This is a genomic window from Micromonospora sp. NPDC003241, from assembly GCF_053589795.1.
Genome location: NZ_JBSFSO010000005.1, coordinates 195694 through 211240 on the forward strand (window position 1 = coordinate 195694; position 15547 = coordinate 211240).

At 71.6% G+C, this 15547-nt stretch carries 15 protein-coding genes and 1 tRNA gene; 12 read left to right on the plus strand and 4 right to left on the minus strand.

From position 1 onward, the window contains the following. Positions 1–72: 72 nt before the first annotated feature. Together ACWDVW_RS06500 and ACWDVW_RS06505 are read right to left on the minus strand one after the other, a co-directional pair. A complete protein-coding gene (locus ACWDVW_RS06500) occupies positions 73–924 on the minus strand; it encodes an alpha/beta fold hydrolase (RefSeq protein WP_449945522.1) in 852 nt (283 codons plus the stop codon). 79 nt (positions 925–1003) lie between these two features. Further along, a complete protein-coding gene (locus tag ACWDVW_RS06505) occupies positions 1004–2254 on the minus strand; it encodes a hypothetical protein (protein WP_449945524.1) in 1251 nt (416 codons plus the stop codon). A gap of 89 nt (positions 2255–2343) precedes the next feature. Between ACWDVW_RS06505 and ACWDVW_RS06510 the strand changes: the two genes are divergently transcribed. From ACWDVW_RS06510 to ACWDVW_RS06540, 7 genes are all read left to right on the plus strand, one after another. After that, positions 2344–3234: a TatD family hydrolase gene (locus tag ACWDVW_RS06510; protein WP_449945525.1), complete on the plus strand. Its 891-nt coding sequence runs from the start codon at positions 2344–2346 to the stop codon at positions 3232–3234. A gap of 2 nt (positions 3235–3236) precedes the next feature. Next, positions 3237–4109, plus strand: a complete 873-nt coding sequence (gene rsmA / locus ACWDVW_RS06515; protein ID WP_449945597.1) for a 16S rRNA (adenine(1518)-N(6)/adenine(1519)-N(6))-dimethyltransferase RsmA — start codon at positions 3237–3239, stop codon at positions 4107–4109. Between the two features lie 97 nt (positions 4110–4206). Beyond that, on the plus strand, positions 4207–5154 hold the full coding sequence (locus ACWDVW_RS06520) for a 4-(cytidine 5'-diphospho)-2-C-methyl-D-erythritol kinase (protein ID WP_449945526.1): 948 nt from the start codon (positions 4207–4209) through the stop codon (positions 5152–5154). Between the two features lie 269 nt (positions 5155–5423). Next, positions 5424–5663, plus strand: coding sequence for a hypothetical protein (locus tag ACWDVW_RS06525; RefSeq protein WP_449945528.1), 240 nt, complete (start codon positions 5424–5426; stop codon positions 5661–5663). Positions 5664–5998: 335 nt separating this feature from the next. Further along, complete coding sequence (locus ACWDVW_RS06530) at positions 5999–7801, plus strand: ABC-F family ATP-binding cassette domain-containing protein (RefSeq protein WP_449945530.1); 1803 nt, start codon at positions 5999–6001, stop codon at positions 7799–7801. Between the two features lie 117 nt (positions 7802–7918). Next, positions 7919–8374: a DUF4383 domain-containing protein gene (locus ACWDVW_RS06535; RefSeq protein WP_449945532.1), complete on the plus strand. Its 456-nt coding sequence runs from the start codon at positions 7919–7921 to the stop codon at positions 8372–8374. Between the two features lie 213 nt (positions 8375–8587). Beyond that, positions 8588–9067, plus strand: coding sequence for a DUF4383 domain-containing protein (locus tag ACWDVW_RS06540; RefSeq protein WP_449945534.1), 480 nt, complete (start codon positions 8588–8590; stop codon positions 9065–9067). A 39-nt stretch (positions 9068–9106) separates the two neighbouring features. On the opposite strand, the gene ACWDVW_RS06545 is transcribed toward ACWDVW_RS06540, so the two are convergent. After that, positions 9107–9796, minus strand: coding sequence for a TetR family transcriptional regulator (locus tag ACWDVW_RS06545; RefSeq protein ID WP_449945599.1), 690 nt, complete (start codon positions 9794–9796; stop codon positions 9107–9109). 112 nt (positions 9797–9908) lie between these two features. Continuing rightward, the gene (locus ACWDVW_RS06550) at positions 9909–10874 is read right to left on the minus strand and encodes an acyl-CoA desaturase (RefSeq protein WP_449945536.1); all 966 of its coding nucleotides are present in this window, start codon (positions 10872–10874) and stop codon (positions 9909–9911) included. Positions 10875–11006: 132 nt separating this feature from the next. Between ACWDVW_RS06550 and ACWDVW_RS06555 the strand changes: the two genes are divergently transcribed. The 5 genes from ACWDVW_RS06555 to ACWDVW_RS06575 all read left to right on the plus strand — a co-directional run bounded on the left by ACWDVW_RS06555 (position 11007) and on the right by ACWDVW_RS06575 (position 15478). Further along, entirely contained in the window at positions 11007–11735 is a 729-nt protein-coding gene (locus tag ACWDVW_RS06555) for a helix-turn-helix domain-containing protein (protein ID WP_449945538.1), read from the plus strand. Positions 11736–11779: 44 nt separating this feature from the next. Then, positions 11780–11850: transfer RNA gene (locus ACWDVW_RS06560), tRNA-Gln, on the plus strand. A 73-nt stretch (positions 11851–11923) separates the two neighbouring features. Beyond that, the gene (glmU, locus tag ACWDVW_RS06565; RefSeq protein WP_449945540.1) at positions 11924–13450 is read left to right on the plus strand and encodes a bifunctional UDP-N-acetylglucosamine diphosphorylase/glucosamine-1-phosphate N-acetyltransferase GlmU; all 1527 of its coding nucleotides are present in this window, start codon (positions 11924–11926) and stop codon (positions 13448–13450) included. A gap of 60 nt (positions 13451–13510) precedes the next feature. Further along, positions 13511–14491 (plus strand): ribose-phosphate diphosphokinase, encoded by a 981-nt coding sequence (locus tag ACWDVW_RS06570; protein ID WP_131051673.1) that lies wholly within the window; start codon positions 13511–13513, stop codon positions 14489–14491. Between the two features lie 306 nt (positions 14492–14797). After that, complete coding sequence (locus tag ACWDVW_RS06575) at positions 14798–15478, plus strand: 50S ribosomal protein L25/general stress protein Ctc (RefSeq protein WP_449945542.1); 681 nt, start codon at positions 14798–14800, stop codon at positions 15476–15478. The last annotated feature ends 69 nt before the right edge of the window (positions 15479–15547 follow it).

Consider the following 15547-nt stretch of genomic DNA (forward strand, 5'->3'; position numbering starts at 1 on the left):
GCGCGACCCCGACATCGGGATCGCGCCCGCCGCGCGTCGACCGACGCGGCTACGGCCGCGCCGGGTGCCGGGTCAGGCCCGGACCATCGACGGCGACCCGATGAACTCCATGATCGCGTCGTTGACCTGGTCGGCGTTGGTCCACGGGATACCGTGCGGAGCACCCTTGAGGGTGACCAGCCGGCTGTCCGAGATCAACGGCTGCAACCGCTGACCCGTCTTCGGGTACGGCAGGACCATGTCCTTGTCACCCTGCACGAGCAGGATCGGCACGTCGATCCGCGACACGTCGGCCCGGAAGTCGGTGCCCCAGGCGTCCACGCAGTCGTGCGTGGCCTTGGCCGAGGCCCGCGCGCCGATCTCCCAGTGCGCCCGGTACGCCTCCTCGCTGACCAGCTTGCCCCGGTTCTCGTCGTAGTTGAAGAACGCGTTGCAGAAGTCGGTGAGGTACGCGAACCGGTCCTCGATGATGGCCTTCTTGAAGCCCTCGAAGAGGCTCCCCTCGACACCCTCCGGGTTGTCCGGGGCCTGCCGCAGGTACGGCGCCAGCGGCGCCAGCAGCACCGCCCGGTCCACCCGGTCCGAGCCGTACGCACCCAGGTAGCGGGTCACCTCGCCGGTGCCCATCGAGTGCCCGACCAGGATCGCGTTGCGCAGGTCCAGCTCGGTCATCAGCACGTCGAGGTCGGCGGCCAGGGTGTCGTAGTCGTACCCGAACGCCGGTTGGGCCGAGTTGCCGAAACCACGCCGGTCGTACGTGATCACCCGGTAACCGGCCGCGAGCAGGGGGCTGACCTGCTTCTCCCAGGTCGCCCCGTTGAACGGGAACCCGTGGATCAGCACGATCGGCTGACCGGAGCCGTGGTCCTCGTAGTACAGGTCGATGGGCGCGGAGTTCTCCGTCCCGACGGTGATGAAGGGCATGTCCACTCCTACGATTCGGACAACGCTGTCGCCCACGCATTCCCGCGTGACCTCCCGATATGCCCGAGCCGGTCCGGCATCAGAGGACGTACGGGTGGTCCACCACACGGTCGTCGGTCACCTCGGCACCCGGTGCCCAGGTCTCGTAGACACCCCGTTCGTGACACTGTGCCCCGGTGACCAGCACGGCGTCCGGATTCGGGCGGCGCAGCCGCAACCGCAGCCACCCCGACTCCTCCCGCAACACCAGACACGGCACCTCGCGCCAGGTGGCGACCCGCACCCGCCGGCCCACCCCGTCGACCGGGTACCGGGCGGCCCGGGTCAACGCCAGCACCCGGAACCCGCCGGGCAGATCCGCCACCGCCTCGTACTCCCCGCCGCCGTACGCGCCGACCAGCCTCGTCGACCGGGGAGCCTCGCCGGTCGGCACGTACTCCTGATCCGGCGACAGGCCCGGCACGGCGGCCAGCAGGTGCCGCCACTGCGGCCCCACCATCCGCAACCAGCCGCGCTGCTCCGCCTGGTACGCGTAGAGCACCACCTCCGGCCCCTGCGCCGGATACGCCAACAGGGTGGCGTTCGCCGGCATCGGCAGGTCGGCGAAGTCCCGGGTGACGAACTCCGGGATCAGGTGATGACTGCTCGGCGTGAACCCGGTGCCCAGCACCGCCGGTCCGACCCGGTCACGGGACCCCAACGCCGCCAGCCCCCGGTACGCCGCGCCGGCCGGCACGTCGTAGTCGGTCGGGTCGGCGGCCCGCCACCGCACCGCGTACGTCACGTCCACACCGTCCCGGCTGCCCCCGCCGTCGGTCCGCAGTACCGAGGTGGCCGCCGGCGTACGCAGATGCGCCACGTCGTGTTCCCGGAAGCAGAAGCCGTGCGGCAGCCACCCCCGCACGAAACCGGCGAGCTGCCGGGCCGAGAGGACCTTCACCATCCGGGTGCCCCGACGCACCACCGCCGAGGCGCGCACCGCCGTGACCAGCGGATCGTCCGCCGCGTCGGGCTGCTGGCTGAGTCGGTGCACCTGCGACCAGCCGTGCTCGCGGTGCAGCGGCACCAGCAGCGGCGACTCCGGGTCCTCGCTCGGCTCACCCGCCCCGTGCACCGCCGTCACCTCGCTGGCGTGCACGAACCGCCGCCACGGCAGCGCCGCACTCGGCCGGGGCGCCCACTCGAAACCGGCCACCTCGTCGGCGCTGAACAACTCGTACGCCGCACCTCGGGCGATCTCGTCGGCCGCGTACACCGCGCCGCCGAACGTCACCCGCAGTCCGGTCCGCTGCCGCGCCGTGCCGTCGTCCGTTCGCGGCCCGATACTCACCGGAGCGACGGTAGGGGTCTCCGGCGTAGCCGAGGTGAACCACGGGTGGCGGGCGGGTGGACTCGGGCGGTGTGTGATGCTGTCGACTGATGAGCGAGCCCACCGAGTCCCGCCGCCAGCGCGCCTCCCGCCGCGCCGGCGAGTTCCCACCCGCGCCGGAGCCGCTGCCCCGGCCGGTACTGGACAGCCACACCCACCTGGACATCACGGTGAACGAGGTCGGCGTACCCCAGGGCAGCGCCGCCGCCGACCCGGTCGCCGCCGCGATCGACGTCGCCGCCGCCGTCGGCGTGGACCGGCTGGTGCAGGTCGGCGTCGACGTGGAGTCCTCCCGCTGGGGCGCCGAGGTGGCGGGCGGGTACCCGGCGGTGGTCGCCACCGTCGCGCTGCACCCCAACGAGGCACCCCGGTGCCGCGACCTCGACGCATCGCTGCGCGAGATCGAGACGCTGGCCGCCGAGGACCGGGTCCGCGGCATCGGCGAGACGGGCATGGACTTCTATCGCACCGGCGACGAGGGCCGGGCCGCGCAGGAGGAGAGCTTCCGGGCCCACATCGCCATCGCCAAGCGGTACGCCAAGACGCTGGTCATCCACGACCGCGACGCACACGCCGACGTGCTGCGCATCCTCGACGACGAGGGCGCACCGGAGACCGTGGTGCTGCACTGCTTCTCCGGCGACGCCGAGTTCGCCGCCGAGTGCGTCCGCCGGGGCTACCTGCTCAGCTTCGCCGGCACCGTCACCTTCGGCAGCGCCGGGGCACTACGGGAGGCCGCCGCGCTCACCCCGCTCGACCAGATCCTGGTGGAGACCGACGCGCCGTACCTGACCCCGATGCCGCACCGGGGCCGCCCCAACGCCTCGTACCTGATCCCGCTGACCGTCCGGGCGCTGGCCGACACCACCGGCGCCGACCTGGACGACCTCTGCGCCGCCATCTCCGCCACCGGCGAACGCGCCTTCGGGCCGTGGTCCTGACCGTGCCCGCAGACCTGCTCGGCCCGGCGGAGATCCGGGAACTCGCCGCCCGCCTCGGCGTCGCCCCCACCAAGAAGTTCGGCCAGAACTTCGTGCACGACCCGAACACCGTCCGCCGGATCGTCACCACCGCCGGGCTGACCCCGGACGACGTGGCCCTGGAGGTCGGCCCCGGGCTCGGCTCGCTCACTCTGGCCCTGCTCCGCGCCGCCGCCCACGTGCACGCCGTCGAGATCGACTCGACGCTGGCCGGCGCGCTGCCGGACACCGCCGCCCGGCACGCCGGCCCGGACGCCGGCCGACTCACCGTGCACCACGCCGACGCGCTCCGGACCACCGCCGCCGACCTGGCCGACCCGGCGCCCACCGCGCTGGTCGCGAACCTTCCCTACAACGTCGCCGTACCGGTCGTGCTGCACCTGCTCGCCGAACTGCCCAGCCTCCGGCACGGCCTGGTGATGGTGCAGAAGGAGGTCGCCGACCGGCTCGTCGCCGGACCCGGCTCCAAGGTGTACGGCGTGCCCTCGGTCAAGCTCGCCTGGTACGCCCGTTCCCGGGCCGCCGGCAAGGTGCCCCCGAACGTGTTCTGGCCGGTACCCAACGTCGACTCCGGCCTGGTCGCCTTCACCCGCCGCGAACCACCCCGCACCGACGTGTCCAGGGCCGCCGTCTTCGCCGTGGTGGACGCCGCCTTCGCCCAGCGCCGCAAGACCCTGCGCGCCGCCCTCGCGGGCTGGGCCGGCGGCGCCGACCGGGCCGCCGCAGCACTCACCGCCGCCGGAGTCGACCCCGGCGCACGCGGCGAGTCACTCACCGTGGAGCAGTTCGCCGCCGTCGCCGCGTCGGCCCCGAACCACCCGCCGGCCGCGCAGTAGGCTGACGCGGACGCCGGTACGCCGTCGCCGACATCGCCGAGGAGCTGATCGTGGAGAAGCCGTTCGACATCCGGGTGCGTCCACGGGACGCCGTCCGGTGACCGAGGCATGGCGACCGGAGGGTGAGGAACGGCGTGGTGCCGGCGGACCGGTCCGCGTACGGGTGCCCGCGAAGATCAACCTGCACCTCGGGATCGGCCCGCTGCGACGCGACGGCTACCACGAGCTGAACACCATCTACCACGCGATCTCGATCTACGACGAGCTGACCGCGCGGCGGGGCGACACCCTCACCCTCACCATGGAGGGCGAGGGTACGGGTGAACTCGCCCTGGACGACTCCAACCTGGTCATCCGCGCCGCGCACGCCCTCGCCGGCTACGCCGGTGTGATGCCGCACGCCCGGCTGCACCTGCGCAAACAGATCCCGCTCGCCGGCGGTCTCGCCGGTGGCAGCGCCGACGCCGCCGCCGCACTGGTCGCCTGCGACGCCCTCTGGGGCACCGGCCTGGCCCGCGACGAACTGGCCGGCATCGCCGCCGACCTCGGCTCGGACGTCCCCTTCCTGATCTACGGCGGCACCGCGCTCGGCACCGGCCGGGGCGAGGCGGTCAGCCCCGTGCTGGCCCGGCCCACCTCCTGGCACTGGGTCGTCGCCATCGCCGACGGCGGTCTCTCCACGCCGCAGGCATACCGGGAACTCGACCGGCTCCGCGACGCCGGCACCGCCGGAGAACCGCTCGGCAGCACCGACGCGCTGCTCGCCGCGCTGCGCCAACGCGACCCCCGGGTACTCGCCCCCACCCTCGGCAACGACCTGCAGGACGCCGCGCTGGCCATGCGCCCCGCCCTGGCCGACACCCTCAAGGCCGGCGAGGCGGCCGGCGCGCTCGCCGGCATCGTCTCCGGGTCCGGCCCGACGTGCGTCTTCCTCACCGCCGGTTCCGCCGACGCCGAACGCGTCGCCGCCGAACTGGAAGCCGCCGGGGTGTGCCGCGAAGCCCGCATCGCCCACGGCCCGGTCCACGGCGCCCGCGTCACCTGACACCGCCGCCCGCGCGCGAGACCGGCCCTGCCGCCCGCCCGGCACGGTCCCTTCCGAGCTGATGGCGGGGACGGTTCGCGTTCGGGTTGTGGCGCGGGGTCGTGGCCGGGCGCGGTTCCTGTCGAGCTGATGGCGGGGACGGTTCGCGTTCGGGTTGTGGCGCCGGGCCGTTGCCGATCGCGGTCGCTGCCGAGTTGGAGGCGGGAACTAATCGCGCTCGAAAGCCTGCGCCCCTGTGCCGCTCCGTCCCCGCGTCAAGGTCCTGGCGCATGTCCGCGCCGGATGTCCGCGCCGGACCGGATGTCCGCGCCGGATGTCCGCGCCGGATGTTCGCGCCGGATGTTCGCGCCGGATGTTCGCGCTGGATGTTCGCGCTGGATGTTCGCGCTGGATGTTCGCGCTGGATGTTCGCGCTGGATGTTCGCGCTGGATGTTCGCGCTGGATGTTCGCGTTGGATGTTCGCGTTGGATGTTCGCGTTGGATGTTCGGCGCTGAACCGGCCGGATGATCTCGTGGTTCGGGCGACGCCGGGTGGCGAGAGCACAGACGGATCAGCTCGACAGGCAGTCGACCGGAGGTCGGGTCCCGGCGCGCCGGGGTAGGGCAAGCGCGGCGGAGTGGGAGGGGCCTGGCGCTCCGGCGCGAGAGCCGGCACCTGGTCACGGGCGCGCGGGGGAGGGACGTGCGTCGGCGGGTCGGTGCGGCGAGGCAGGGCGGGCCGTGCGGATGGCAGGCCCCGTCGGGCGGGCGGCGAGGGGTAACGGTGTTCCGCGTACCCTGGAAGGCCAGGCGTCCCCAGGTGCCCGCCGGCACCGGGACGCCTTGATCATGAAAGGTGGGTTCGTGGCCAACATCGTCAACCTCGACCGGGTGTCCAAGGGCTACGGCGCCGCCGGGCCGCTGCTCACCGACGTCTCGCTCGGTCTGGACGACGCCGACCGGATCGGTGTGGTCGGGCTCAACGGCGCCGGCAAGTCGACGCTGCTGCGGCTGCTCACCCGGATCGAGGAACCCGACGACGGGCGGGTCACCCACCGCCGTGACCTGCGGGTCGCCTGGTTGCCGCAGAACCTCACCCTCAGCCCCGAGGCCACCGTCCGGGACGTCGTCCTGGGCACCGAGTGGCTCGCCGAGAGCATGGGCGCCGAACACGAGTGGGCCGGCGACGCGGGCGTACGCGCCATTCTCGACGGGCTCGGCATGCCGCACCTGGGCCTCGACGCCCCGGTCGGGCCGATGTCCGGCGGCGAGCGCCGTCGGGTGGCGCTGGCCGCACTGCTGGTCCGCGACGCCGACCTGCTGATCCTCGACGAGCCCACCAACCACCTCGACGTCGGCGGCGTCGACTGGCTGGCCCACCACCTGCTCGGCCGCAAGGGCACCCTGGTCGTGGTCACCCACGACCGCTGGTTCCTCGACGCGGTCTGCACCCAGACCTGGGAGGTCGCCGACCAGACCGTCCGGGCCTACGAGGGCGGCTATGCCGCCTGGATCCTCGCCCGGGCCGAACGCGATCGGATCGCCGCTGCCACCGAGGCCCGGCGGCAGAACCTGCTCCGCAAGGAGATCGCCTGGCTGCGCCGGGGCCCGCCCGCCCGGACCTCGAAGCCGAAGTTCCGCATCGACGCCGCCAACGCGCTCATCGCCGACGTGCCGCCGGCGCGCGACACCATGTCGCTGCAACGGCTGGCCACCGCCCGGCTCGGCAAGCAGGTGTACGACCTGGAGGGCGTCCGCCTGCACGCCGGTCCCAAGACCATCCTGACGGACGCCACCTGGCAGGTCGGCCCCGGCGACCGGGTCGCGATCCTCGGCGCCAACGGCGCCGGCAAGACCACCCTGCTGCGGATGCTCGCCGGCATCACCCACCCCGACGGCGGGCGGCTGGTCACCGGCTCCACGGTACGACCCGCCTTCCTCTCCCAGGAACTCGCCGAACTCCCCAGCGAGCTGCGGGTCCTGGAGGCCGTCGAAGAGGTCGCCCGACGGGTACGCCTCGGCGACCGGGAGATCTCCGCCGCGCAGCTCGCCGAGGTGTTCGGCTTCGACGACCGGCGGCTCTGGACCCCGGTCGGTGACCTCTCCGGCGGGGAACGGCGGCGGCTCCAGATGCTCCGCCTGCTCGCCGCCGAACCGAACGTGCTGCTGTTCGACGAGCCCACCAACGACCTCGACACCGACACCCTCGCCGCGCTGGAGGACCTGCTCGACTCCTGGCCCGGCACCATCGTGGTGGCCAGCCATGACCGCTACCTCATCGAACGGGTCGCCGACTCCACGTACGGCATGTTCGGCGACGGACGGCTGGTGCACCTGCCCGGCGGCGTCGAGGAGTACCTGGCGCGTACCGCCGACCGGCCCGGCCCGGGGCGCAGCGTCACGCCCTCCGCCGCCGCGCCCGGCGACGGCGGCGGGGGAATGAGCGCCGCCGAGGCCCGGCAGGCGCGCAAGGAGCTGACCCGCCTGGAACGACAGGTCGGCAAGCTGGAACAGAAGGAGGCGGCGCTGCTCGACCAGCTCGCCGCGAACGCCACCGACTACACCAGGGTCGCTGAGCTGGACGCCCAACTGGGTCAGGTCCGCACGGAGCGGGAGCAGGTCGAGGAGGCGTGGCTCGCCCTGGCCGAGGAGATCCCCGCCGGCTGACCGCCGACCCGCCCGCCCCGACCTGCGGCCCTCGGGGGACCCCGTGTGCGGCGTCACACGGCCGGGTACGGGAGAATCGCCGACGACCCCTCACCCAACGGCGTTGGAGACACAGACATGGCGCACACTCCCGTCAACCACCCCGCGCGGCCGATCTACCGGGCGATCGGCGGGCTGACCGGTCTGTACCTGGTGGTCTTCGGTGTGCTCGGACTCGTCGGCAGCGCCGGTGAGCCGGCCTTCGGGCTGAGCGACACCCGGGTCCTGGGGCAGGGCACCAACCTCGGCTTCTCGATCTTCTGCCTGGTCGTCGGCGGCCTCATCCTGTTCGGCACGGTGATCGGTCGCAACCTCGACGTGCTGATCAACCAGTGGACCGCGTACTTGATCATGGTGGTCAGTCTCGGCGGGCTCGCCTTCATCCGTACCGAGGCCAACGTCTTCAACATGAGCGTGTCCAGCATCGTCGTGCTGATGGTGCTCAGCCTGGTGCTGCTGATGGCCGGCATGTACGGCAAGGTCGGTAGCGAGGACGAGCACGAGGCGTGGCAGAAGGCTCGGCTGGTGCTCTGATCTTTCCGGTTGGGTCCTTCGGTTGCGGTGGTGGGTTCTCGCCGGAGCCCGACCCGCTCCGGGCGGTCAGGCTTGATCCCTGCGCGGGTCGGGCTCCGGCGAGAACCTGTCGGGGCCCGGTCCGCCCGAGGCTGATTCTCCGCAGGTTCCGCCCTTGGTCGGCTTCTCCGTGGGGGACAATTGTCCTGATTGTTCCCTGTTGGTGGAGGACCGATGCCGCACTTTCCGATCAACCACCCGGCGCGGCCGATCTACCGGGTGCTGTCCGGCCTGATCGGGCTCTACATCCTGGTCTTCGGCGTCTGGGGCACCGCGCTCACCTGGGGTGAGCCACTGTTCGCCCGAGGCGGCAACTGGGCCCTCGGGCTCCGCACCAACCTGGCCTTTTCGCTGGTCTCCATCGTCTTCGGGATCGTGCTCATCGTCGGCGCGTCCCGGCGCGGCAACCTCGGCCACTACATGAACCTGACTGCGGGAACCGTCTTCCTGGTCACCAGCATCCTGATGATGTCGGTGCTCCAGACCGAGGCCAACTTCCTGAACTTCTCCATGTCGACCGTGGTCGTCTCGATGCTCTTCGGCCTGATCCTGCTCGGCACCGGCCTGTACGACAAGGTCGGCCCGCCCGAGCACGCCGAGGCCGAACGCAACCTTCGCTACCACCCGGTCGCCGAGATCCACCGCCGACGCTGACCGGCACGGCCACTGACCGGCACCGCCTACGGGCGGACCTCAGCGGACGCGCGTCGTGATCAGCCCCGGCTTCGCCTCCAGGTGCGACAACCCGTTCCAGGACAGGTTCACCAGGTGCGCCGCCACCGTCTCCTTACGCGGCTTGCGCACCTCCAGCCACCACCGACCGGTCAACGCCACCATCCCGACCAGCGCCTGCGCGTACAACTCGGCCAGCTTCGCGTCGTACCCCCGGCTGGAGAACTCCGCGCCCAGGATGTGCTCCACCTGGTGCGCGACGTCGTTCATCACGCTGCTGAAGTTGCCCGTCGCGGAGAGCACCGGTGACTCCCGCACCAGCACCCGGAAACCGCTGGTCTCCTCCTCGATGTACCCGAGCAGGGCCAACGCCGCCTGCTCCAGCAGTTCCCGAGGATCGCCCGCCGTCAACGCGGTGGTGATCCGGTCCAGCAGCGAGCGGACCTCCCGGTCCACCACCACCGCGTACAGCCCCTCCTTGCCGCCGAAGTGCTCGTACACCACCGGCTTGGAGACCTTGGCGCGGGACGCCACCTCCTCGATGGAGGTGGCGTCGAAACCGCGCTCGGCGAAGATCTGCCGACCGATCGCGATCAACTGCTCACGGCGCTGCGCCGCCGACATGCGTACCCGGGAAGGCGCCTTCGTCGACGTGGCCGGCACCGCGCGCCGACGGCGCTTGCCGCTCTCGTCGCTGGAGACCTCGGCCACCTCGTCACCTCGCCGGCGCTCGGTGACGCCCTGTCGTGGGATCCTGCCTTCGCTCTGCCCGGTCACCCGAACATACTGCCAGGTAACTTGACTGTCGGTGGTCCGGTCACCGTCAGGCCGCCCCGGGCTCCGCCGGCTTCGCCATCTTCGCCGCGAGCCGCTCCGGCTTCGGCCAGCGGACGTCCCACGCGGCCCCCACCTTTTCGAACAGCCAGATCACCCGGGCCGAGATGTCGATCTGGCCACGCAGCACCCCGTGCCGGGCGCTCGTCGGATCGGCGTGGTGCAGGTTGTGCCAGCTCTCCCCGAACGACACCAGGGCCAGCGGCCAGAAGTTGGCGGCCCGGTCACCCTGCCGCATCATGAACGGCCGCTCGCCGTAGACGTGGCACACCGAGTTGATCGACCAGGTGACGTGGTGCAGCAGGGAGATGCGGACCAGGCCCGCCCAGAACAGCGCGGTCAGCGCGCCCTGCCAACTCCAGGTCAGCAGCCCGCCCATCAGCGCCGGACCCAACACCGAGGCGGCCGCAAGCAGGGGGAACAGTGCGCTCGTCCGGCGGATGTCCCGGTCGGCGAGCAGGTCCGGCGCGAAGCGCTCCCGGTTGGACAGCTCACGACCGAACAGCCAGCCGACGTGCGCGTGGAACAGCCCCTTGGTCAGTCCGCGCAGCGTCGTCCCGAACCGCCACGGCGAGTGCGGGTCCCCCTCCAGGTCGGAGAAGGCGTGGTGACGCCGGTGGTCGGCGACCCACTGGATGATGTCGCCCTGCACGGCGAGCGAACCGGAGACCGCCAGTGCGACGCGCAACCACCGCTTGGCCTTGAACGACCCGTGGGTGAAGTAGCGGTGGTAGCCGACCGTGATGCCCAGGCCGGCCAGCACGTACCAGAACGCCGCGATGCCCACGTCGACCCAGCTCAGCCAGCCGCCCCAGGCAACCGGCACGGCGGCGACCAGCGCCGCGAACGGAATCACCACGAACGCCCAGAGCGCGACCAGGATGCCGCGCGACTGGGTGCCCTCGGTGAGAGGCTTCGGGCCGGTCGGGTGGGAGTCGAGAACAGCGCTGGACATGGCACCTCGCAGGGGACGGTGAGACAGCAAACTACGCCTACGTCACCGTAACTTACGGCGTCGAAAGATCACATCAGGCAGCGACGCTTGACGATGCCCGAAGTGTCACACCCCGGTCCTAACCTGCACCCCATGACCGATTCTGGCGTCCGACGTTCCCGTGCCAAGGACGAGTTGCGTGCCCAGGCGCTGGTGTTGCGGTCCGCCGGCCACTCGGTGCCGGAGATCGCGCGGCGGTTGGGGGTGAGTCGCTCGACGGCCTATCTGTGGGTTCGGCACCTTCCCTTGCCGCGCGATCCGGACGATGTGCGGGAGCGTCGGCGCGCCCACTCCAAGGTCATGACCGACGCTCAGTGGGGGGAGTATCGACAGGAGCGTGATGCGGCGCGTGCGGCCACCGTCGAGGCGGCCGCCGGGTGGGTCAAGAGCCTGCGATATCGCGAGTTGGTGTTGGTCGGCGCGGCGCTGTACTGGGCCGAGGGCACCAAGGCCAAGCCTTGGCGCCCGAACGACTGTCGGGTGCGTTTCGTCAACAGCGACCCGGCGTTGGTCGCCCTGTTCGTACGCTTCGTGGAGGCGCTGGGCGAGCGGCGGGAGGCGTTGCGGTACCGCGTCTCGATCCACGAGACCGCCGACGCCGCGCAGGCGGTCAGGTGGTGGGCAGAGCAGGTGGGCGTGTCCCCCGAGTCGTTCCAGCCCACCACGCTCAAGCGGCACCGTCCCGCGACGGTCCGACTCAACACCGGGGAGACCTATCGGGGCTGCCTGAGTGTCGAAGTGCCGCGGTCCCGTCGGTTGTATTGGAAGATCGAAGGGATCATGAAGGGTGTGAGCGATGGCGTCGGCGACGCGGGGCGCTAAAGTGTAGGAGTCCGGCTAGCAGAAGCTTTGTCCGTTTTAGACCGTCCCGGGTCGTCTAATGGCAGGACGTCAGGTTTTGGTCCTGATTGTAGGGGTTCGAGTCCTCTCCCGGGAGCTTCGCCTGATCCGTGGCTGATGCCTGGTTAGCATGGCCGCGAGACTGTCCGCGTTCCGACGGGAGCCACCTCGTGTCCGAGCCCCACCCCCGTACCGTCGTCGTCCTTGCCGCCGGGGAGGGCAAGCGGATGAAGTCCGCGTTGCCCAAGGTGTTGCACCCGTTGCTCGGCCGGACGCTGCTCGGGCACGTCCTCAACGCGGCGCAGCCGCTGGCGGCGGAGCGGACGATGGTGGTGGTCGGGCACGGCGCGGACCAGGTCCGGGCACATCTGGCCGAGGCCGCGCCGGGAGCGGTCCCGGTCCTGCAGGCCGAGCAGTTGGGCACCGGGCACGCGGTCCGGATCGCGCTGGAGGCCGCACCGGAGGCGTCCGGCACGGTGGTGGTGCTCAACGGCGACGTGCCGCTGCTGCGGCCCGAGACGGTGGCCGGGCTGGTCGCGGCGCACGAGGGCGAGCGTGCGGCGGCGACCGTGCTGGCCGCCGAGGTGCCGGACCCCACCGGCCTGGGGCGGATCGTGCGCGACGCCGACGGCCGGTTGGAGCAGATCGTCGAGCAGCGCGACGCCACCCCGGCGCAGCTCGCCGTCCGGGAGATCAACGCCGGCATCTACGCCTTCGACGCGGTGCGGCTGCGGGACGTGCTCGGCAAGCTCTCCACCGACAACGACCAGGGTGAGGAGTACCTCACCGACGTCTTCAAGCTGCTGGTGTCGGCCGGCGAGCCGGTGGGCGTGCACCTGGCCGGCGACCACGCCGAGACGCTCGGCTGCAACGACCGGGTGGAGCTGGCGGGGTTGCGGCGGCTGCTGCGGGACCGGGTCAACGAGCGCTGGATGCGTACCGGGGTGAGTCTGCTGGACCCGGAGACGACGTGGATCGACGTGACGGTGGCCCTGGACCGGGACGCGGTGGTGGACCAGAACACCCAGTTGCGCGGCGGCTCGGTGGTGGGCGCGGGCGCGGTGGTCGGGCCGGACGTGACGCTGATCGACACGGTGGTCGGGCCGGGTGCGACGGTGCTGCGCAGCCACGCGGTCGGTGCCGAGGTGGGCGCGGGCGCGAGCGTGGGGCCGTACGCGTACCTGCGGCCGGCGGCTCGGTTGGCCGAGAAGTCGAAGGTGGGCACGTTCGTCGAGGTGAAGAACTCCGAGGTGGGGGCGGGTGCCAAGGTGCCGCACCTGTCGTACGTGGGTGACGCGACGATCGGGGCGCGGGCCAACATCGGTGCGGCGACGATCTTCGTCAACTACGACGGGGTGAACAAGCACCACACGGTGGTCGGCGAGGCGGCCTTCGTGGGCTGCGACACCAGCCTCATCGCCCCGGTCGAGGTGGGCGCCGGTGCGTACGTGGCGGCGGGCAGCGCGATCAGCAAGGACGTACCGCCCGGTGCGTTGGGTGTGACGCGGGCACCGCAGCGCAACGTGGAGGACTGGGTGACCCGTCGGCGGCCGGGTACGGCGTCGGCGGCGGCTGCCGAACGGGCCTTGCAGGGTGCTCCGGGTGTGACCCCGCCCGCAAGTGAAGGTGAGGCAATCCACGGCGCCGCCGAGTCGGTGGGCGGTGCGCCGGAGGCGGGAGATACTGCAACCGAATAGTCCCCGGTCGACCACCACCGTGGCCGGGTACCACCGACCAAAACGGGAGCAGACGGGCCCATGGGCAGCATCGTCGCCGAAAACCGCAAGAGCCTGATGCTCTTTTCCGGACGTGGGTTTCCGGAGCTGGCCAGGGAGATCGGTGAGGTGCTCGGCGTCGCGCCGACGCCGGCCGACGCGTACGAGTTCGCCAACGGCGAGATCTTCGTACGGTTCAAGGACTCGGTGCGTGGGTCGGACGCCTTCGTGGTGCAGTCCGTCACGCACGGGGTGAACACGTGGGTCATGGAGACCCTGATCATGGTCGACGCGTTGAAGCGCGGGTCGGCGAAGCGGATCACTGTCGTGCTGCCGTTCTATCCGTATGCGCGGCAGGACAAGAAGCACCGGGGGCGGGAGCCGATCTCGGCGCGGCTGATCGCCGACCTGTTGAAGACGGCGGGGGCGAACCGGATCCTCACCGTGGACCTGCACACGGCGCAGATCCAGGGCTTCTTCGACGGCCCGGTGGATCACCTGTTCGCGATGGACATCCTGGCCGAGTACGTGGAGCGCAAGTACGCGGGCCGGCCGATGACCGTGGTCGCGCCGGACTCGGGTCGGGTGCGGGTGGCCGAGCGGTGGACCGACCGGTTGGGCGGCTGCCCGCTGGCGTTCATCCACAAGACGCGGGACCCGATGAAGCCGAACCAGGTGGTGGCGAACCGGGTGGTCGGTGAGGTCGAGGGTCGGGTCTGCCTGATCGTCGACGACATGATCGACACGGGCGGCACGATCTGCAAGGCGGCGGACATCCTCAAGGAGTCCGGCGCGGCGGATGTGATCGTGGCGTCCACCCACGCGCTGCTCTCCGACCCGGCGACCGAGCGGTTGAAGAACAGCCCGATCAGCGAGGTCGTGGTGACCAACACGCTGCCGTTGCCGCCGGAGAAGCAGCTCGACAAGCTTACCGTGCTCTCCATCGCGCCGCTGTTGGCCCGGGCGATCCGTGAGGTGTTCGACGACGGGTCGGTGACCACCCTGTTCGGTGGTCTGAGCTGACGTCGGTGCGGGCGGGTCGGTCGTTCGGGCCGGCCCGTCCGAGGGTGTGGTGTCCGCTGCTCGCAGCGCTGACGAGGGGCCCGGCGGGGTGCGGCGGGGACTGCCGTAACTCCGGGAATCCGCTCGGGTAGACTGGTGCGGTTGCCACGGCGAGGGTGCCCTGCGGGCCGCTGAAAAGCGCCGCACGGAGGCACCGTGATCGACGCGGTGCTCCGGGCAGTCGTTCTGACGCTTGAGCCCTTGCGAGCCCCCCGCCCAGCACCGCCAGACAACAAGCTGCCGTAGCGAAGCATCAGGAGTTTCCCCGTGTCCGAGGTAAAGATCAGCGCCGAGCCCCGCACCGAGTTCGGCAAGGGTGGTGCCCGTCGTACCCGCCGGGCCGGCAAGGTGCCCGCCGTGCTGTACGGCCATGGCGAGAAGCCCAAGCACATCGCGCTCCCGGCCCGCGAGTTCGCGGCTGCCATCCGTAACGGTGGCGCCAACCAGCTCCTGGCCCTGGACATCAGCGACGGCACGCAGGCGCTGGCGCTGCCGAAGGCGATCCAGCGGGACCCGATCAGGGACACCTTCGAGCACGTCGACCTGCTGCTGGTGCGTCGGGGCGAGAAGGTCACCGTGGACGTGCCGGTGCAGCTGACCGGTGAGGCGGCGCGGGACACGCTGATCGTGCACGACCACGACACCCTCTCGGTGACCGCCGACGCCACCAAGGTGCCGGATCACCTGGAGGCGTCGATCGAGGGCGCCGAGGCGGGTTCCCAGGTCACCGCCGCCGACGTGCAGCTTCCGTCGGGCGTCGAGCTGGCCGCCGACCCGGAGATGACGGTTGCCACGGTCACCGCGGCGCCGACCGCGGAGCAGCTGGAGGCGACGCTGCCCGAGGTCGAGGCGGCGGACGCCGAGGCCGAGGCCGGTGCCGGCGAGGAGACCGCCGAGGCTGGCGAGTCGGCCGGCGAGGAGACCGCCGAGGCCAAGACCGAGGCCTGATCGGTCCGCAGGCTGTGCGACAGGCGTCCCCGTGCTCCGGGGGCGCCTGTCGACGTATCGGGGACGGCC

Coding starts and splice junctions, on each gene's coding strand:
- ACWDVW_RS06500 (WP_449945522.1), bottom strand. CDS start 924: ATGCCCTTCATCACCGTCGGGACGGAGAACTCCGCGCCCATCGACCTG.
- ACWDVW_RS06510 (WP_449945525.1), top strand. CDS start 2,344: ATGAGCGAGCCCACCGAGTCCCGCCGCCAGCGCGCCTCCCGCCGCGCC.
- ACWDVW_RS06525 (WP_449945528.1), top strand. CDS start 5,424: ATGTCCGCGCCGGATGTCCGCGCCGGACCGGATGTCCGCGCCGGATGT.
- ACWDVW_RS06535 (WP_449945532.1), top strand. CDS start 7,919: ATGGCGCACACTCCCGTCAACCACCCCGCGCGGCCGATCTACCGGGCG.
- ACWDVW_RS06540 (WP_449945534.1), top strand. CDS start 8,588: ATGCCGCACTTTCCGATCAACCACCCGGCGCGGCCGATCTACCGGGTG.
- ACWDVW_RS06550 (WP_449945536.1), bottom strand. CDS start 10,874: ATGTCCAGCGCTGTTCTCGACTCCCACCCGACCGGCCCGAAGCCTCTC.
- ACWDVW_RS06555 (WP_449945538.1), top strand. CDS start 11,007: ATGACCGATTCTGGCGTCCGACGTTCCCGTGCCAAGGACGAGTTGCGT.
- ACWDVW_RS06570 (WP_131051673.1), top strand. CDS start 13,511: ATGGGCAGCATCGTCGCCGAAAACCGCAAGAGCCTGATGCTCTTTTCC.